Origin of the sequence: Roseomonas genomospecies 6 (assembly GCF_008365375.1) — a bacterium.
Lineage (GTDB): Bacteria > Pseudomonadota > Alphaproteobacteria > Azospirillales > Azospirillaceae > Azospirillum.
Genome location: NZ_QOKW01000001.1, coordinates 395703 through 413707 on the forward strand (window position 1 = coordinate 395703; position 18005 = coordinate 413707).

Consider the following 18005-nt stretch of genomic DNA (forward strand, 5'->3'; position numbering starts at 1 on the left):
CCCGGCGGGCGATGGGACGGACCGTTTGCTCATTCCGGCCAATGGTTCATTCCGGCAGGACGCGCAGGCGCGACGCGGCGGTCCGGGCGGACTGGTGCGGTCGGTAGAGATCCTCCACCGTGGCGCCGGGCTGGGCGTAGTCGCCCGGCGTCACCGCGCGCACCAGATAGACCAGCCGGAAGCGCGGCGCCTGCTTCGTCATGTCGAGCGCCGCGACGAAGCGGTCGTCGCGGTAGTCCACGGCGCGCGGTGCGGTCAATTCGCCCAGCCAGGACAGATCGCCCAGAGGTGCGCCGGCCCCGGCGAAGCGGGCGGCCTCGATCTCGAAGCCCGCCGGCAGCGGGTCGGACACCAGAACCTGCCGGTCCACCGGATCGGACGCGCTGCCCTCCAGGATCACGACCAGCCGGTCGTTGGGGCGCACGGCGCCCGGATCGGCGGGGCGGCCCGTCATGTCGAACAGGTTGCGGGTGATGGTCATGCCCTGCTCCTCCGCCCCCGGCGCCGCGTCGGCGATGCCGGACACGGACAGGATCTGGCGCAGCGGCTCGCCCCCGGCGTTGCGGACGGTGGGCGGGGCCGCCGGGTCGATCCGCTGGAAGAGCGGCTTGGCCCCTTCGGTCACCTGATCCGCTTGCGCGATCTTCATCGGCGGCGCCCGGTCGATCAACGCCTTGGCCGCCTGGAGAAGCCACGCCTGCTCCTGCACGCCGGTGGTGCGGACGGCGGTGTAGGTCTTGGTCAGGCGTTCGGCCGCCTGGGTCAGACGCTCCCGCTCCACCACGCCGCTTTCGGCCATCAGGGCGACCACCCCGGCCTCGTCACGCAGGGAGGAGCCGTAGTCGCGCAGGCTGGCCGACACGACGCGGGCGCCGGACAGCCGCCCGAACGCCTCCGCCGCGCGGTCCCGGTCGCCCAGAGCGGCGATGGCCGTGGCGACCTGGGCGCGGGCGAAATCGGTCTGCAGCTTGTCCCAGAAGGTCTCCTGGAAGTAGCGCACCGCCCCGGCGTCGATCATCCGGGCACGGGCCAGCACATAGAGCGCGTAGGCGCGGGCCGGCTGCTCGTCGGCCTCCACCCAGGCGTTGTCGAGCGCACCGCGCAGCCCGTCCAGCCCCTTGCGGTAGGGCACCTCCGGCACGCGGTAGCCGGCGGCCTTGGCGCGGCCCAGGAAGTCCAGCGCGTAGGCGGTCAGCCAGGAATCGGCCTCCCCCTTCGGCGACCAGCCGGCGAAGGCGCCGTCCGTCCGCTGGAAGGTCAGCACGCGGTCCACCGCGCGCTGGACCCGCGCCTTCACCCGCTCGTCCGAGGCGATGCCCAGCCCGACCGCCACGTCGCCCAGCGACAGCAGAGGGAGCGCGCGGCTGGCCGTCATCTCCAGCCCGCCGGGTCCGCCGCGCTCCAGCGCGGTCAGCAGCCCGGGCACGTCGAGTTCCGGCAGGTTGCCCAGCGACAGGGCCGCCGTCGCGGTTTCCGGACGCAGGCCGTTCAGCAGGTCGGCGGGAAGCTCCACGGCCCGGTCCGGGGGCAGCATGGCGCTGTTGCGGCGCATGACCGGCGGAGCGGCGGGGCGCACGGGGATGTCCCACCGGCGGGTGATGCGCAGGCCGTCCGGCCCGGTCACGTCCAGCGCGACGTGGCCCATGCCCACGCCGTTGGCGGTCAGGACCCGCCCGGCGGAGGCGCGCTTGCCCTTGCCCAGGTCCGGCACGGCGATGGTCCCCTCGCCGAGGGAGACGGCGCCACTGGCGATCAGGGAGATGCTGTAGGCCCCCGCCGGACCGGCGACGTTGTCGAGGGTCACCGGAACCACCGCCCGGTCCCCCGGTGCCAGGAAGCGCGGCAGGCCCAGATCGGCCAGCACCGGGTCGGCGACCAAAATGGAGGACTCGGCGTGGCCCAGCTTGTCCCCGCTCCAGGCCACGGCCATCAGGCGCAACCGGCCCTGGAAGTCGGGGATGTCCAGCGGAACGGAAACCTTGCCGTCCGGCCCCACGGTCAGAACGCCGGAGAACAGGGAGACGACCCGCTCCGACTTCTGCGGAACGGTGACTCCGACCTGACGCAGACGCGGGGCGGCGCCGGGGCGCGTGCGGGTGGCGTCCAGCACCGCCGGGTCGATCAGCCGCCCGAAGGAATCGCGCAGTTCCACCCCCAGGCGGCGCTTGCCCAGATAATGGTCGATCGGGTTCGGCGAATGCTGGTCGGTGAGCTGAAGCACGGCGTCGTCCACCGCGGCGACCGTCACATAGGCCGGCTGGCCCTCCGGCACGCCCTCGACCACCACCTCCGCTGTGATGGAGCGGCGGGGTTCGCTTTGCGCCGGGGCGGCGACGCGCACGTCCAGCGCCCGCTCGGCCCCCTCCACCGCCAGCCAGGACAGGCCGACGGCGCGGCGCGCCATGCCCTTCGACGGACCGCCCGCGGCGTCCGGCGCGCCGAATGCGGTCGCCAGCACATAGACGCCGCCGGTCCAGGTCGGATCGACGGGGATCTCCAGGAAGGCCCCCTCCGGGCCGATGCGCCGGGTGGACGCCTGACGGACCTTCCGGTCGGCCACGGCGATCAGCACCTGGCTGTCGTAGGGCGGCTTCACATAGACCCAGGCCGTCTCGCCGCCCTTGTAGGCGGGCAGCATGACCGTCACGTCCACCTGATCGGGACGCTCGCCCGCCGTCGGAGTCATCCACCAGCCGGCGGCGAAGCGCAGGCTGCTCGCCACGCCGGTCTTGGGATCGAACACCTCCAGGCGGTAGCGCCCGGCGGTCACCGGAGCCTCCACCGCTCCCGGCTTGGCCGCCTGGACGGCGAGCGTGCCGCCGGTCACCCGCTGGTCGCGCACCGTGACCTTGTAGTCCCAGCGCCCGTTCGCCTCGAACCAGGCGTAGTCGTACTCCTCCTCGAACAGCTCGTAGGAGAGGTCCTCCTTGTCCATCGGCTGGCCGTCCGGCCCGACCGCCACCACGTCGAATCCGGCGGTGGCGCCTTCCGGCACGCCGTCGCCCTCGAAGCGCGGACGGATGCCGACGGCGAAGGGCTGGTGGCGCACCGGCAGAACCAGATCGCGGCTGACCGAGCGGCCCCCGATGTCGAGCACCGTGGCGCGGACCACCGCCTCCACGGGCTTCGTGCTCTCCGGCGCCTTGGGCAGGGCGAGGTCGACCTTGGCCTGCCCGTTGCGGTTGGTGGTGAAGCCGGACAGGTCCGTCCGCTGCGGCTTCACCTCCTCCTGGGCGAGGCCGAAGCGGTAGCCGGGCAGGTTCGGATAAGGATTGGCCGCGGCGCGCAGGGTCACCGCCAGCTCGCCCGGCAGGCCCGCCGCCGGAGCGCCGTAGAGGAAATGCCCGTCGATGGTCAGGGTCGTCTTGCCGTCCGCCGGAAGCTCCGCCGCCTCGGCGGCCAGCGCGACCTCAAGACGCGGCGGCACGAAGTCCTCGACCAGGAATTCGGCGCGGCCCAGCACCGGCCCCATCGCGCCCGGCCCCGTTGCATTTGATTGGCCCCCGGCCTCCGGCTCGCCATGGGCGGTGACGGCCCAGGTTCCGGTCAGAGCGTTGGCCGGAATTTCGACGCGGGCGGCGAAGCTGCCGCCGCCGGATTCGGACAGCGGGCGCCGGTCCACCTCGAACCCGTCCGGGCGCTGGATCTTCAGCGTCACGGGGCGGCCCGCGACCGGCTTGGCGTCGGCGTCACGCAGCAGCATCGCCAGATGCACCGTCTCGCCGGGGCGGTAGATTCCGCGCTCCGTGTAGAGGAAGGCGTCGGGCTGGCCGGGCGCCGGGCGCGCCGGGGCGACGGCGGCGCCCGCGGGGCCGCCCTGAGGGCCGCCTGCCGGGGCCGCGTTGGCGAGCGTCGGCGTGACGAGGTCGAGGAAGCCGAAATCCCCCGCCCCGCGGTAGGCGAACAGCGCCTGCGCCGGCTCCCGACCGGCGGCGCGCAGGGCGGCGAGGTCGAATCGCGCCAGTCCGTCCGGACCGGTCAGCGCCTTGCCGAGTTCCACGCTGTTGCGGGCGAGCAGGCGCAGTTCCACCCCCGCCTCCGGCGCCGCGGACTTCACGGAGCGGGCGAAGACGACCAGCGCGTCCTCCCCGGTGATGGCGTTCAGGCCCAGGTCGGAGACGACGAACCACTGGGTCGCCTTGTGATCCCAGCCGCCGGGCTTGATCTCCTCGGTGCTGGCGACGGCGATGTAGACTCCGGGCTCCAGCCGGCCCAGGACGGCGTCGATCGGAAAGGGCGTCACCACTGCCTGGTTGCGGCTGTTGCTGATCGCCATTTCCCCGCGCCACACCTCTTGGCCGGAGCGGTCGAGGATTTCCCCCACCTCGTGGTCGGACATCTGCTGGCCGACGCGGCCGAAATAGATTTTCTCCACCAGACTGCGGTCGCTGATCCGCAACACCTGCAGCTTCGCCCGGTCGAGGTTGATGGAGCGCAGCGGCAGCCCGTCCGCGCCGATGCGCGGCAGGATGTAGCCCGCGCCGCGGAAGGCCAGAGCCGGCTTGCGGTTCGGCACGTCGATGTCGCGCGCGTCCGGATTCGGCAGGCGCTTTCCGTCGCTGCCCGGCAGCCCGTCGCGCAGGGTGATGCGGTAGCTCTGCCCGTGCTTCAGCCCCTCCACGCACAGCGTGCGGTCGCGGGCGACGGCGGTCCCGTCGAAGACCACCCCCTCGCCCGCCGGCTTCACCTCCACGTAATCGCGGTAGTTCACCGCGCGCGACTTCTCCAGCCGGTCGGTGAAGGTGAAGCAGGCCTGCGGCACGTCGCGCTCCGCCGCCACCTCGGCGGAGGACACGCCGAAGGGCACCGGCTCGGGCGGCGCGTCGGCGGCGATGACGGGGGCTGAGGACGCGACGAGGACGGCACAGACACGCGCCACTGCACGCAACATTCGATCTTCCCTGGACCAGCCGCCCGGCGCGGGGCGCGCGGGCACATGCGAGTAACTGTGGTTTCGGCAAACCGGCGCGGAGTATGCCGAACCGCCCATGGTTTCGCCACGGCTTTGCGGCTCCAGCCGGAAAATCTGGCGGATACGGATCAGGCGGCGAAATCCAGCGTGAACTGGCTGCCCTCGCCCGGACGGCTGTCGATGTGCAGGCGCCCGCCGTGGGCCTCCATCAGCGACTTGACGATGGACAGCCCCAACCCGCTGCCCTGTCCCGGCTGGGACACATGAACCTCGGGCTGGCCGAAAGGCACGGTGGCCTGATGGATCTGTTCCGGCGTCATGCCGATCCCGTTGTCCATCACCCGCACGCGGCATCCACCCTCGGCCCCGACGCTGACCGTCACCAGGATGCGCCCCCCGTTCGGCGTGAAGGTGACGGCGTTGGCCAGAAGGTTCAGAAGCATCTGCTTCATGGCGCGCTCGTCCGCCGAAACGCTGTGGCTTCCCGGTTCGACGTTCAGGTCCAGCCGGATGGCCTTGGCGTCGGCCTGCGGAGACACCATGCGGAACGCCCATTCCACGACGAGGGCGACGTCCAACGGCTCCGGATTCAGGGGCAGCGTCCCCGCCTGGAGCCGCGACAGATCCATGATGTCGTTGATGAGCCCCAGCAGGTGCCGTCCCGATTCGTGGATGTCGCGGGCGTAGTCGGCGTAGCGCCCGCCGGCCTGCGGCCCCAGCATCTGGTCCCGGATGACCTCGGAGAAGCCGATGATGGCGTTCAGGGGCGTGCGCAGCTCATGGCTGACCCGGGCCAGGAAGTTGCGGTTCAGCGCCAGCGCGGCGCGCAGCCGCTCCGCCGTGCGGTGCTGCACCAGAAGGAACAGCGTCACCAGCAGGATGGACAGGGTCAGGATCGCCGCCAGCACGAACAGGGTGCGCCGCAGGTCGGCCACCGCCGCCTCGATGTCCTCCACGGCGACGCCGACCGCCGCGACCAGCGGGTAACTCTCCACCATTCGGTAGGCGTGGGCGCGCAGGACACCGTCGGTTCTCGACCTCTGCCAGTAGACGCCGCCGAGCGACCGGCCCAATTCCTCCCAAAGACGGGAATGGGGAATGGCGAGGCCGACCGCCTCCGCATCCTGGCGGGCGCCCCGTGCGCGGATCACCTTGTCCAGCCCGATCAGGGTGGCCACCCCCAGCGGCCCGAGGTTGGCCTGCTGATAGAACTCGCCCAGAACGTCGGGATCGATGTTGGCGACGACGATCCCCGCGAACCCGCCTCCCCCCTCCGACAGCCGCCGGCTGAGGCGCAGAAGCGGCCCGCCGCTGGTCGCCCCCGGGAACGGGGTGCCGATGTGCATCAGGTCGCGGCCCGTGCCCTGATGGAAGGCGAAGGCCGTCTCGTCCCGCTGGTTCGCCGCCCCTCCCGGCCCTTCGCTGCGGAACAGAACGGTGCCGTCCGCGTCCAGAACGGTGAAGTGATGGATCAGCGTCGGGTCGTACAGCATCTGGTCGAGAAAGCGGCGGATGCCGGGCAGGCCGTTCTCCTCGAATTCCAGCGCCAGGGAGCGCAGGGTGATGTCCACCTCGTGCACCGCGCGGTGGGTGCTCTTGGCGAAGGCCCGGACCATGACCTCCGCCTTCGCCACCGACTCCTGCGTCTGGACCTCCAGGACGCTGCGCGCGACCTGCGCATAGACACCCCAGACCACAGTGACGGCCACGGCGGACAAGGCGAACACGCCCCAGCGGAACGAGATCGGCAGGCGCATACCGGCTTTTCCATCGGCGGTCCACCGGAGCATGCGCGGACATCCGCGCCCAACCGGTATCGACCCTAAACCATATGGAATACCACGCGGCCGGAACGGTCGGCAACCCTTTCCATCGCCCGTTGATATCGACCGGCCTCAAGTCAGCGGCGCGCGAAATAGGCCTTCAGCCGCTCAACCGCCCCGTCGAGGATCTCGTCCTTCTTGGAGAAGCAGAAGCGGATGAAGCTCCGCGGCGCGTCCTGCACGAAGAAGGCGCCGACCGGAATGGCCGTCACGCCGGCCTCGGCGGTCAGATGCCGGCAGAAAGCCTCGTCGTCGCCTTCGAACCCGAAGGGCGACACGTCGGCAACCACGAAATAGGTGCCGGCGGAGGGCAGCACCTCGAACCCCACGGCGCGCAGCCCGTCGGCCAGCCGGTCGCGTTTGGCCTGGAGCCCGGCGGCCAGACCGGTGAAGTAGGCGTCGTCCTTGTTCAGCCCATAGGCGACCGCCGCCTGGAGGTTCGGCGGGGTGGTGAAGGTGATGTACTGGTGCGCCTTGGCGACGGGCTGGAGCAGGTGCGGCGCGCCGGTGACGTAGCCGACCTTCCAGCCGGTCAGCGAGAAGGTCTTTCCGGCGGAGCCGATCTTCAGGCAACGGTCGCGCATGCCCGGCAGAGTCATCAACGGGATGTGCGGGCGCCCGTCGAAGACGATGTGCTCATACACCTCGTCGCAGACGGCGAAGGCGTCGAAGCGCTGGACGAACTCCGCCAGCAGTTCCAGCTCCGCGCGGGTGAAGACCTTGGCGGCGGGGTTCAGCGGATCGTTGATGAGGACGAGCTTGGTCTTGGGCGTGAAGACCGCCTCCAGGTCCGCCCGCGTGAAGCTCCAGTCCGGGGCCTTCAGGCTGACGAAGCGCGGCACGCCGCCGGCCAGCCGGACGATGGGAAGGTAACTGTCGTACATCGGCAGGAAGAGCACCACCTCGTCGCCCGGATCGATCAGGCCGAGCAGGCTGGCGGTCAGCGCCTCCGTGGCGCCGGAGGTCACCATCACCTCCGTCCGCCAATCGATGTCCAGCCCATAGAAGCGCTTGCCGTGCGCGGCCAGCGCCTGCCGCAGTTCCGGCGTGCCCATCATCGACGGGTACTGGTTCCACCCGTCCAGAATGGCCTTGGCCGCCACGTCCAGCACGTCGGCGGGGCCGCGCTCGTCGGGGAACCCCTGGCCGAGGTTGATCGCCTTGTGCTCCTCCGACAGGCGGGACATCACCTCGAAGATCGTCGTACCGTAGCTCGACAGGATTGCGTTGCCGGACTTCACCTTGAGCCTCCTGACCACCGATGCGGACAGGAATGCCGCAGCGGGGAGGCGCTGTCCAGCGCCCCGTCCGCAGGTCCGTCACACGGCAGCGGCCACATGGCGGCGATCACTGGGCGGCAATCACACGGCGGCAATCACACGGCGGCGGCGTTGCGGCGGCGGCGCAGCTTGACACGGATGCGCTCGACGGGGCTCAGCAGCCGGGGATGGCGGCGCTTCAGCCGCACGAACAGGCGCCGGGCGCTCGCGGAATTGCGCAGCAGGATCACTCCGCCGGCCAGAGCCACCGGAAAGCCGAACGGCCCCGGCAGAGGCGACATCAGGGCGCCCAGGCCGATCAGGCTCCACCCGGTGCCGATCAGCGCAAGCTGCTTCGCACGGGCCAGAGACGGGCGTCGGATGGTGGCGCGGCGATGCATCGGGGCTCCTTCTCCTGTGCCAGGAGCCATATGGGGGCGCTTGGCCGCGGGGAAAGAGGGCGAATGATGTGACCTTCCGGATGATCCGGCGGGAAAAAGGGGGTGTTAATGCAACGGCACGGTCGCGGCGCGCGGCCCCAGCACGAACAGCGCCGCCCTGACCTCCGCCGGAGCCGGGGCCCATTCGAAGTCGCGCGTCAACTCGCTGCGGGCGGCGTCGGCGCGCTCCGCCAGGGCCGTGCAGTCGGTGCAGTCGGGCCGTTTGACCACCGTCCGGCACCGGCGGTCGGCGCAGCTTTCCAGCATCAGGCGGATCATCCGCTCCCGCTTGGCGGAATCCACGAATCCGGACTGGTCGAAATACAGCTTGGTGAAGGCGACCTCGGTCACCGTCGGGGGACCGCCCTGCTTGCCGACCAGCACCGCCGACACCAGTTCCACGCAACGCCCGGCGTAGTCGGGAATGGGCGCCGTGCCGTCGTCGGCGCGGTCGTACTGGCGGCTCGGCAATTCGACCAGCCGCCCGGTCGGTTCCTTCACGAGGTAACGGCGCCACACCGGCATATCCGCCTCCCGTCTGGTTTCCCCATGGGCGTAAAAAGGGTACACCAGACCCGACCGCGACGGAACAGCCCCTTTCCGGCTTCGGCCGGAACCGGACAGCACTCACCGGAGGAGAGGCGCGGCTCAACCTTCGGGAACGGGAAGGGTTTGGCCTGATGAAACTTCTTCGATTCGGCCCGCCGGGCCATGAGCGTCCGGGCATTCTGGACCGCAACGGCGTGATCCGCGACCTGTCGGGCGTGGTGTCGGACATCGGTCCGGCCACCCTGACGGAGGACGGGCTGGCGCATCTGCGGACGCTCGACACCGACCGGCTGGCCCAGGTGCCGGACGGGACCCGGCTCGGCCCCTGCGTGACGGGCGTGTCCAAGGTGGTCTGCGTCGGGCTGAACTACCGCGCCCACGCCGCGGAGTCCGGCCTGCCGGAACCGGCGGAGCCGGTGCTGTTCATGAAGGCGACGACCTCCATCTGCGGCCCGAACGATCCCGTGCTGATGCCGAAGGGCGCCACCAAGCTCGATTGGGAGGTCGAACTCGGCATCGTCATCGGGCGCACCGCCCGCTACGTCGATCAGGCCGACGCCTTCGACCACATCGCCGGCTATTGCGTCCTCAACGACGTGTCGGAGCGCGCCTTCCAGATCGAGAGCACCGGCCAGTGGGTGAAGGGCAAGAGCGCCGACAGCTTCTGCCCGATCGGCCCCTGGATGGTCACCCGCGACGAGGTGCCCGACCCGCAGGCCCTGCGCCTGTGGCTGGAGGTCGACGGCCAGCCCATGCAGGACAGCACGACCGCCGACATGATCTTCGGCGTGGCCGAAATCGTGTCCTACATCAGCCGTTTCATGACCCTTCTGCCGGGCGACGTCATCGCCACCGGCACGCCGCAGGGCGTGGCGCTGGGGCGCGGGCCGAACCACCCCTGGCTGCAGTCCGGCCAGACCATGCGTCTGGGCGTCGAGGGGCTGGGCGAGCAGCGCCAGTCCGTCCGCGCCTTCGACAACTGAGCGGCGGCGCGACCGGAATGGGAGTGTCCTCGATGAAGCGAAAGAGCCGTCTGGCCGCGTGGCTGCTCGCCGTCGGCATCGGCACCCTGGCGGCGAGCGGCGGCGCATTGGCCGACGACGGGACCGCAGCGCTGGCCGGAAGGACCTGCGGCACGCTGGCGGCGCGGGTCGCGGAGATCCCCGGCTCCGGCCCGGTGTTCCTGCGCAGCTACGACAGCAGCTTCGGCGTCGGGCAGACGTCGGAACTGCCGCTGCGCGACGCCGCCTTCACCTACGACAACGCGCTGGCGGTCATCGCGCTGGTCGCCTGCGGCAAGACGGAGCCGGCGCTGCGCATCGGCGAATCGCTGCTGTCCGCAGCCACGCTGGACCGCGCGCGGCGCCAGGGGCGGCTGCGCAACACCTACCGCGCGGGCGCCCAGAACCAGAAGCCGATCCCCCCCATGGGCTGGTGGGACGTCACCGCGAACCGCTGGTTCGAGGACGCCTATCAGGTCGGCTCCGCCACCGGCAACGTCGCCTGGGCGGGGCTGGCCCTGATGACGCTGGGCGAGGCGACGGGCGAGGAGCGGTTCCGCAACGGCGCCGCCGAGCTGGCCCGTTGGGTGGTGGCGAACACCGCCGACCCGCGCGGGCCGGGCGGCTTCAACGGCGGGGTCCAGGGCTTCGACGACAAGCCGCAGGCGTTGACCTGGAAGGCGACGGAGCACAACACCGACCTCGTCGCCCTGTTCGGCTGGCTGGAGCGCAGCGGCGCGGCGGGGGACTGGGCCGGGCCGGAAAAGGCGGCGCGCGGCTTCCTCGACCGCATGTGGGTGGACGGCGGCGGGCACTTTCCCACCGGTACGGCGCCGGACGGGGTGACGGTGAACCGGGCCACGTCGGGGCTGGACGCCCAACTCTGGCCGCTTCTGCTGCGCGGCGCGCCGGAGGAATGGCGGGCGGCGCTCGCCTATGCGGAGAAGGCCCACGGGGTGGATGGCGGTTTCGACTTCAACGACGACCGCGACGGGATGTGGGTGGAAGGCACGGCGCAGGCCGCGCTGGTCTACAGCGTTCTGAACCGCCCGGAGGACGCGCGGCGCCTTCTGGCGGAGGTCGGCAAGGAGGTCAGCCGCGGCGGTCATGTCTGGGCGACGCGCGAGGACAGCATCACCACCGGCCTCGCCATCGGCCCGGACAGCACCACCGACGACTTCCGCTACTACCGCCGCCCCCATCTGGCGGCGACGGCCTGGACGGCGCTGGCCGCCGTGGGCTGGAACCCGTTCACGGGTGAGCGGGTGAAGTGAAGGAAGAAAAGCCCCTCTCCCGCCCCGGGAGAGGGTGGCGCCAAAGGCGGGCGGGTGAGGGTCGGGCAAGGATCAACGCACTGATCCGTTGGCAGCACCCTCACCCTTCCCACGCTTCGCGTGGGCCCCTTCCCTCTCCCGCCCCGGGAGAGGGAGGTTAAAGCCCTTACTTCCGAACCTTGTTGATCTCGGCCTGCAGCTCGTTCAGCAGGTCGGCGCCGCCCTCGGCGGCGAACTTGTCCATGGCGGGCTTGACCATCTCGCGCATGCGGCCCAGCTCGGCGTTGCTCAGCTCGTTGATCTGCATCCCCTTGTCCTTCAGATAGGCGATGCTCTGCTTCGACGCCTCGCGGCTGTCCTTGCGCTCGAAGTCACGCGACGCGGCGGCGGCCTCGTTGATGATCGTGCGCTCATCGTTGGACAGGCCGTCGTACCAGCGCTTGGAGGCCAGCACGATCCACGGGCTGTAGACGTGCTTGGAAATGGTCAGGTACTTCTGGACCTCGTAGAACTTCGAGGACTGGATGGTGGTGACCGGGTTCTCCTGGCCGTCCACGGTGCCCGTCTCCATGGCGGTGAACAGCTCGGAGAAGGACAGCGGCACGGCGTTGGCGCCGAAGCTGTTGAACATGTCGATGTAGACCGGGTTCTGCATGACGCGCAGCTTGATGCCCTTCAGGTCCTCGACCTTCTCGACCGGGCGCTTGCTGTTGGTCAGGTTGCGGAAGCCGTTCTCCCAGTAGACGAGGCCGACGAGGCCCTTCTCGTTCAGCTTCGCCGCCAGCTTCTGGCCGAACGGGCCGTCGAACACGGCGTCGGCCTCCTGCTCGTTGTTGAACAGGAAGGGCAGATCGAAGACGGCGAAGTCCTTGACGATGCCGACCAGCGTGGCGGTCGAGCCGACCATCATCTCCTGCGCGCCGCCGATCAGGGCGTTCTGCATCTGGATGTCGCTGCCCAGGCTGGCGTCGGCGAAGCCCTTGACCTTCAGCTTGCCGCCGGAGCGCTTGGACATCTCCTCGACGAAGAACTTCACGGCGCGGCCCTGGTTGCTGTTCTCCGACAGGCCGTAGCCGAAGCGGATCAGCCGCGGCTTGATGTCCTGGGCGGACGCGGCGACGGGGGCGAGGATGGCGGCGGCGAGGCCGGTCGCCAGAAGGACGGAGCGGAGCAGCTTCATGGATCGGTTCTTCCCTGTAAAGCGTGTTGTGGTTAGTGGCGGAGCAGGCTCAGCGGGGCCGTGACGATCTCCGGAACGGCGATCAGCAGGCCGAGCAGAAGCAGGTAGGTCAGCAGGAACGGCCAGATGCCGCGCGTGGCGCTTTCCAGCGAGATGCGGGCGACGCCGCACACCACGTTCAGCACCGTGCAGACCGGCGGATTAATCAGGCCCAGCGTGCCGGTCAGGACGAACATCACGCCGAAATAGGTCGGGTCGATGCCCGCCGCCGCGGCCAGCGGGGTCAGCACCGGGCCGAGCACGAGGATCGTCGGCGTCAGGTCCATCACCATGCCCACGGCCAGCAGCAGAAGCGTGATGGCGACCATCAGCAGCTTCGGGTGTTCGAGCAGCGGCGACAGCATCTCGTTCATTTGCTGCGGCAGGTCGGCCAGCGTCACCATGTAGGACGACACCAGAGCCGCCGCGCACAGGAACATCACCACGCTGGTGGTGCGCGACGCCTGGACCAGCAGCGGCACCAGATCCTTCAGCGTCACCTGCCGGTAGACGAACAGCGCCACGAACAGCGAATAGACGGCGGCGACCACCGCGGCCTCGGTCGGGGTGAAGACGCCGCCGCGCAGGCCGCCGATGATGATGACCGGAAGCGCCAACGCCCAGGCGCCGTCGACCAGCGCGGTCCGGCGTTCCCTCCAGCTTGCCTTCGGCTGGAGCTTCACGGTCATGCCGCGGGCCAGGATCATCCAGGTGATGACCAGACCGGCGCCCATCAGAAGGCCCGGCACGATGCCGGCCATGAACAGGCCGCTGATCGAGGTGTTCGTGGTCACGCCGAAGATGATGAAAGGCATGCTGGGCGGGATGATCGGGGCGATGATGCCGCCCGACGCGATCAGGCCGGCGGAGCGCGGCACCGGATAGCCGTTGTCGCGCATCATCGGGATCAGAAGCGTGGCCAGCGCGGCGGTGTCGGCGATGGCCGAGCCGGACAGGCTGGCCAGCATCACCGACGCGCCGATGGTCACGTAGCCCAGGCCGCCGCGGATGTGCCCGAAGAAGCTGACCGCGAGGTTGATGATCCGCTGCGAGATGCCGCCGGCGTTCATCAGCTCGCCGGCCAGGATGAAGAAGGGCACCGCCATCAGCGGGTAGTTGTCGGCGCCGCTCAGCATGTTCTGGGCGACGAGCTGGGCATCGAAGAAGTCGAGATGCACCATCAGCGCAACGCCCGTCAGCATCAGGGCGAAGGCGATGGGCATGCCGAGCAGCATCAGGCCGAACAGCGAGGAGAGGAAGACCGCAAGGGCCATGGAACGGGCTCCGCTTTCAGAAGGCCGGACGGAATCAGTGCTCGGCGATGGCGCCGCCCTGCGGGGCGGTGGTGCCGTCGATATCGCCGTTGCCGGGAATGTGCGCCGTCGCGTCGCCCGACAGGATCTTCCAGAGGTTGGCGAGGATCGTCAGGGCCATGGCGATGGCCGGGAAGAAGCCGGCGGCGGCGTAGAAGGCCATGGGGAAGCGGAGCACCGTGGAGCGGGTTTCCATTCCGATCAGAAGCTGGAACCAGCTTCCCTCGATGAACAGCCACAGCGCGTAGAGCATCAGAAGGTGGCTGACCACGGCGCAGGCCCGTCGGACGCGGGCGGGCAGGCGGGACTGAAGAATGTCCAGCCCGAGATGCTGGTTGCGGCGCAGCGCCAGCGTGGCGCCCAGGAACACCACCCAGACGAACATCAGGCGGGCCAGCTCCTCGGCGGCGACGATGCCGCTGTTGAAACCGTACCGGAGAACCACATTGCCGAAGACCAGCGCCACCATCATGGCCAGCATCAGGGCCATGATCCATTCGGTGACCATCTCCAGCGCCTCGACGACGCGCTTCATGCACTCTCCTCGGCCTGCCTCGCGGCGGGGCTCACGCTAGCGGCACGGAGTTGGCATGGGCGGGGCACGGGCGGCGCGGCGCGCCGGCAACGGGGCCGGGCGGCGGTTCGGGGGCTCCTCCCACACGGTCTCTTGCCGGGACCTTGACTTGCTGAGGCTGAAAATAGATCACCCGCGCAACCGAGTGAAGAAGATTTTCTTCATAACGGCGTCATTCGCACCAGCCAAAGCGCGTGGCGACGAAAATTATCTTCACAAGCCTTCCCACGCCGCATAGCTTAGAAACCGAACAGAGCGGCCAGTCGGGCTTTGCCGAACGGCCATGGCGAGCCTATCCCCCGCAAATCCGCGGTGGTACGGTCCGCCGCCGGAAACCGCGCAAGGCGGGACGCCGCTTACAGGGATGGACGGTCCGATTCGATGCTCAAGCCGGTGAACATCCTCGATCACATCCGCGGCCGCCTGCCGGATCTGAAGCGTTCCGAAGCCCAGGTCGCCGAGATGGTGCTGGCCGAGCCGCAGAAGATCCTGGGGCAGAGCATCACCACGCTGGCCCAGGCCGCCGGGGTCAGCGAGGCGACGGTCGTCCGCTTCTGCCGGAGCATCGGCTGCGGCGGTTTCCCGGACTTCAAGCTGCGTCTGGCCGAAGGGCAGGCCCGCGGCACCCCCTTCGTCAGCCAGGATGTGGCGCCGGACGACGAGACACCGACCGTCGCGCGAAAAATCTTTTCATCCGCCGCCGCCGCGCTGAACGATGCGGCGGGCGCGCTGGACATGGGTGCGGTGTCCCACGCGGTGGAGCTGCTGGCCGACGCCTCCAGCATCCTGTGCATCGGCACCGGGGCTTCGGCGGTGGTGGCGGAGGACGCGGCGCACAAGTTCATGCGCTTCGGCATGGCGGCCCAGGCCAGCGCCGACCCGATGATGGTCCGCATGCTGTCGGTCAATCTGGGCGCGCGCGGGGTGCTGCTGGCGATCTCCAACACCGGGCGCACCATCATGGTGACGGAGCTGGCCCAGATGGCCCGCGACCTGGGCATCCCGGTCATCGCGATCACCGCCCCCGGCTCGCCGCTGGCCGCGGTGTCGTCGGTGGCCATCGGCCACACGCCGGTGGAGGACGCGGAGATCTACACGCCCATGGCCTCGCGCCTCGTCCATCTGGCGATCATCGACGTGCTGTCCACCGGCGTGGCGCTGAAGCTCGGCGCGGAGGCGCGGCACCATCTGGCGAAGGTCAAGGCCGTGCTCTCCGGCACCCGCTCCGCCCACGGAAAGCCCGCCAGAAGCCGCCAGCGGGCGTGACGCTGTCCCCTCTCCCCTCCGGGGAGAGGGTTAGGGTGAGGGGGTTGCGCTTGTGCGGACGTACCGTCATGCGCATCCCCCTCACCGGCCCTTCGGGCCACCCTCTCCCCAGGGGGGAGAGGGTTATTCATCCAAGGCGACAAAACAACTTTCCTCCCTCTTGCCATTCGAGCCCGCTTCGTCCAATTGATGCGCCGCTTTTATCGATTCACAGACAGTTCCCGCCCATGCCCGCCATTGCACTCAGCGTCGCACCGATGATGGACTGGACGGACCGGCATTGCCGGACCTTCCACCGTCTGCTGTCGAAGAACACGCTGCTCTACACCGAGATGGTCACCACCGGCGCCGTGCTGCACGGCGACCGCGACCGGCTGCTGGGCTACGACGCGGCGGAGCATCCGGTGGCGCTCCAACTCGGCGGGTCGGACCCGGCGGAGTTGGCGGCCTGCGCCCGCATCGCCGAGGAATGGGGCTACGACGAGGTCAACCTGAACGTCGGCTGCCCGAGCGACCGCGTGCAGTCGGGCCGCTTCGGCGCCTGCCTGATGGCGGAACCCGATCTGGTGGCCCGGCTGGTCGGCGCCATGCGCGAGGCGGTGTCCATCCCCGTCACCGTGAAGTCGCGCATCGCCATCGACGAGATGGAGGAATGGCCGACGCTGGACCGTTTCGTCCGCACCGTCTCCGCCGCCGGCTGCACCCACTTCATCGTGCACGCCCGCAAGGCTTGGCTGAAAGGCCTCAGCCCCAAGGAGAACCGGGACATCCCGCCGCTGCGCCACGACCTCGTGCACCGGCTGAAGCGGGAGAACCCGCATCTCACCATCGCCATCAACGGCGGCATCCGCACGCTGGACGAGGCGGAGGAGCACCTAGCCGCGGTGGACAGCGTGATGATCGGACGCGCCGCCTACGAGACGCCCTACATCCTGGCCGACGCCGACCGCCGCCTGTTCGGCGGGGAGCCCGGCCCCGACCGCTACGCGGTGGTCGAGGCGATGGCGGCCTACGCCGAGGAACGGATGCGCCAGGGGGCGCCGCTGTCGGCGATCACCCGGCACATGCTGGGGCTGTTCCAGGGCCTACCCGGCGCCCGCGCGTGGCGCCGCCACATCAGCGAGAACGCCCATCTCCCCGGCGCCGGGCCGGAGGTGCTGCTGAAGGCCGCCGCGCTGGTGCCCCACCGCGAAGCGGTCATGCAGCAAGCGGGATGAGCGCGGCGAGCGTCAGGCACACGACGATGGTCAGGCGGGTCCGCAGCGTGCCGAACCAGCGGGGATAGTGCCCGTCCGCCGCCGCGCTGCGGTCCACCGCCCAGGCCAGGAGGAAGGACAGGATCAGCGCCGGCACCGTCAGGCCGGACGGCAGCAGGGTGGCACCCCACCCCAGCAGCGACGGTGCTACTCCCCAGACCAGCCACGCCGGCCCGCTCGTCTCGCCGTCCCGCCCCGCCTCCTCCTGCCCAGCGAGGATGCGGCCCCAGTGGATGGCGCCGATGAAGGACAGGATCGACACCGCGTAGACGACCACCGCCCGCACCAGAGCGGCCTGCCCGGCGCCCTCCGCCATCCAGGCCAGCGCGGTGCCGCCGACGAAGGGGATCAGCCCGCCGTAGGACAGCAGGCGCACGACCGCGGCGCGGCGTCCGTCGGAGGAGAATGCGTCCATGCGCTCACGGCCCCGGCGCGGGTTGGGCCAGTGCCTTGTCCACCGCCGCGGTCAAGGTGGCGGACTCCGGCGTCACCGGGCTGCCGAACCATTCCACCAGCCGCCCGTCGCGGCCGATCAGGATCTTGTGGAAGTTCCAGCGCGGCACGCCCTGCGGCCCGGTGACCGCCGCCGCCCAGCGGTAGAGCGGATGGGCCTGCGGTCCGGTGACGGACTGCTTCTCCATCAGGGGAAAGTCCACGCCGTAGTTGAGTTCGCAGAAGGACGCGACCTGGGCGTTGCTGCCGGGCTCCTGCCCGCCGAAATCGTTGCTCGGCACCCCCAGGACGACCAGCCCGCGGTCCCGCCGTCCGGCCCAGAGCTTTTGCAGCCCCTCATACTGGCCGGTGTAGCCGCATTGCGACGCCGTGTTGACCACCAGCACCGCCTTGCCCCGGAAGGCATCGGGCGCGAGCGTGCCGCCGTCGATGGCCGGCAGGGGCAGCGAAGCCCAGTCGAGCGTGTCGGGCGCCGTACTGATGCTGTCCGCCGCCGCACCGGGCACGGCTGCGGACAGCATCAGTACGGCGGACAGTGTCACGGCGGCGGATTGGGCGGCATCGCGGATCGTTGGCATGAGGGTCTCCCAGTCGGCGGCGCGGTTCTGTACAGCGCTGAAGTATACGGCGGCCAAGGCGCGTCGGATCATGCACCGCCGCGCGTAT

14 protein-coding genes are annotated in these 18005 nt (G+C 70.1%); 4 read left to right on the forward strand and 10 right to left on the reverse strand.

The features are described 5' to 3' along the window. Positions 1-46 precede the first annotated feature (46 nt). The 5 genes from DS843_RS01865 to DS843_RS01885 form a co-directional block, all read right to left on the reverse strand. Positions 47-4891: an alpha-2-macroglobulin family protein gene (locus tag DS843_RS01865; protein WP_149467190.1), complete on the reverse strand. Its 4845-nt coding sequence runs from the start codon at positions 4889-4891 to the stop codon at positions 47-49. Positions 4892-5040: 149 nt separating this feature from the next. Then, a complete protein-coding gene (locus DS843_RS01870; RefSeq protein WP_286191881.1) occupies positions 5041-6702 on the reverse strand; it encodes a sensor histidine kinase in 1662 nt (553 codons plus the stop codon). A 110-nt stretch (positions 6703-6812) separates the two neighbouring features. Further along, the gene (locus DS843_RS01875) at positions 6813-7976 is read right to left on the reverse strand and encodes an aminotransferase (protein ID WP_149467191.1); all 1164 of its coding nucleotides are present in this window, start codon (positions 7974-7976) and stop codon (positions 6813-6815) included. A 134-nt stretch (positions 7977-8110) separates the two neighbouring features. Further along, positions 8111-8395 (reverse strand): hypothetical protein, encoded by a 285-nt coding sequence (locus tag DS843_RS01880; RefSeq protein WP_149467192.1) that lies wholly within the window; start codon positions 8393-8395, stop codon positions 8111-8113. Positions 8396-8500: 105 nt separating this feature from the next. Further along, positions 8501-8959 (reverse strand): hypothetical protein, encoded by a 459-nt coding sequence (locus DS843_RS01885; RefSeq protein WP_149467193.1) that lies wholly within the window; start codon positions 8957-8959, stop codon positions 8501-8503. Positions 8960-9114: 155 nt separating this feature from the next. Between DS843_RS01885 and DS843_RS01890 the strand changes: the two genes are divergently transcribed. Next, the gene (locus tag DS843_RS01890; RefSeq protein ID WP_149467194.1) at positions 9115-9966 is read left to right on the forward strand and encodes a fumarylacetoacetate hydrolase family protein; all 852 of its coding nucleotides are present in this window, start codon (positions 9115-9117) and stop codon (positions 9964-9966) included. A 32-nt stretch (positions 9967-9998) separates the two neighbouring features. Beyond that, positions 9999-11258: a hypothetical protein gene (locus DS843_RS01895; RefSeq protein ID WP_149467195.1), complete on the forward strand. Its 1260-nt coding sequence runs from the start codon at positions 9999-10001 to the stop codon at positions 11256-11258. 166 nt (positions 11259-11424) lie between these two features. Here DS843_RS01895 and DS843_RS01900 read toward each other — a convergent pair whose 3' ends face one another. The 3 genes from DS843_RS01900 to DS843_RS01910 are packed head-to-tail and all read right to left on the reverse strand — an operon-like array spanning position 11425 to position 14325. Further along, positions 11425-12438, reverse strand: a complete 1014-nt coding sequence (locus DS843_RS01900; RefSeq protein ID WP_149467196.1) for a TRAP transporter substrate-binding protein — start codon at positions 12436-12438, stop codon at positions 11425-11427. Between the two features lie 32 nt (positions 12439-12470). Further along, a complete protein-coding gene (locus DS843_RS01905) occupies positions 12471-13751 on the reverse strand; it encodes a TRAP transporter large permease (protein WP_149467197.1) in 1281 nt (426 codons plus the stop codon). A 34-nt stretch (positions 13752-13785) separates the two neighbouring features. Next, entirely contained in the window at positions 13786-14325 is a 540-nt protein-coding gene (locus DS843_RS01910) for a TRAP transporter small permease (protein WP_149467198.1), read from the reverse strand. A 420-nt stretch (positions 14326-14745) separates the two neighbouring features. On the opposite strand from DS843_RS01910, the gene hexR reads away from it, so the two are divergent. Both hexR and dusA read left to right on the forward strand, forming a co-directional pair. Next, positions 14746-15630: a transcriptional regulator HexR gene (gene hexR, locus DS843_RS01915; RefSeq protein WP_149467199.1), complete on the forward strand. Its 885-nt coding sequence runs from the start codon at positions 14746-14748 to the stop codon at positions 15628-15630. Positions 15631-15857: 227 nt separating this feature from the next. Beyond that, positions 15858-16847: a tRNA dihydrouridine(20/20a) synthase DusA gene (gene dusA / locus DS843_RS01920; RefSeq protein WP_149467200.1), complete on the forward strand. Its 990-nt coding sequence runs from the start codon at positions 15858-15860 to the stop codon at positions 16845-16847. Here the strand turns inward: dusA and DS843_RS01925 are convergent. Next, a complete protein-coding gene (locus DS843_RS01925; protein WP_149467201.1) occupies positions 16828-17301 on the reverse strand; it encodes a DUF3429 domain-containing protein in 474 nt (157 codons plus the stop codon). The genes dusA and DS843_RS01925 overlap by 20 nt on opposite strands. Positions 17302-17305: 4 nt before the next feature. Then, positions 17306-17917: a glutathione peroxidase gene (locus tag DS843_RS01930; protein WP_149467202.1), complete on the reverse strand. Its 612-nt coding sequence runs from the start codon at positions 17915-17917 to the stop codon at positions 17306-17308. Between the last annotated feature and the right edge of the window lie 88 nt (positions 17918-18005).

What these genes read in the sequence shown, in the direction of transcription:
- DS843_RS01905 (WP_149467197.1), bottom strand. Translation starts at nt 13,751, where the DNA reads ATGGCCCTTGCGGTCTTCCTCTCCTCGCTGTTCGGCCTGATGCTGCTC.
- DS843_RS01930 (WP_149467202.1), bottom strand. Translation starts at nt 17,917, where the DNA reads ATGCCAACGATCCGCGATGCCGCCCAATCCGCCGCCGTGACACTGTCC.
- DS843_RS01895 (WP_149467195.1), top strand. Translation starts at nt 9,999, where the DNA reads ATGAAGCGAAAGAGCCGTCTGGCCGCGTGGCTGCTCGCCGTCGGCATC.
- DS843_RS01880 (WP_149467192.1), bottom strand. Translation starts at nt 8,395, where the DNA reads ATGCATCGCCGCGCCACCATCCGACGCCCGTCTCTGGCCCGTGCGAAG.
- DS843_RS01885 (WP_149467193.1), bottom strand. Translation starts at nt 8,959, where the DNA reads ATGCCGGTGTGGCGCCGTTACCTCGTGAAGGAACCGACCGGGCGGCTG.
- dusA (WP_149467200.1), top strand. Translation starts at nt 15,858, where the DNA reads ATGCCCGCCATTGCACTCAGCGTCGCACCGATGATGGACTGGACGGAC.
- DS843_RS01910 (WP_149467198.1), bottom strand. Translation starts at nt 14,325, where the DNA reads ATGAAGCGCGTCGTCGAGGCGCTGGAGATGGTCACCGAATGGATCATG.
- hexR (WP_149467199.1), top strand. Translation starts at nt 14,746, where the DNA reads ATGCTCAAGCCGGTGAACATCCTCGATCACATCCGCGGCCGCCTGCCG.
- DS843_RS01865 (WP_149467190.1), bottom strand. Translation starts at nt 4,891, where the DNA reads ATGTTGCGTGCAGTGGCGCGTGTCTGTGCCGTCCTCGTCGCGTCCTCA.
- DS843_RS01900 (WP_149467196.1), bottom strand. Translation starts at nt 12,438, where the DNA reads ATGAAGCTGCTCCGCTCCGTCCTTCTGGCGACCGGCCTCGCCGCCGCC.
- DS843_RS01890 (WP_149467194.1), top strand. Translation starts at nt 9,115, where the DNA reads ATGAAACTTCTTCGATTCGGCCCGCCGGGCCATGAGCGTCCGGGCATT.
- DS843_RS01870 (WP_286191881.1), bottom strand. Translation starts at nt 6,702, where the DNA reads ATGCTCCGGTGGACCGCCGATGGAAAAGCCGGTATGCGCCTGCCGATC.
- DS843_RS01925 (WP_149467201.1), bottom strand. Translation starts at nt 17,301, where the DNA reads ATGGACGCATTCTCCTCCGACGGACGCCGCGCCGCGGTCGTGCGCCTG.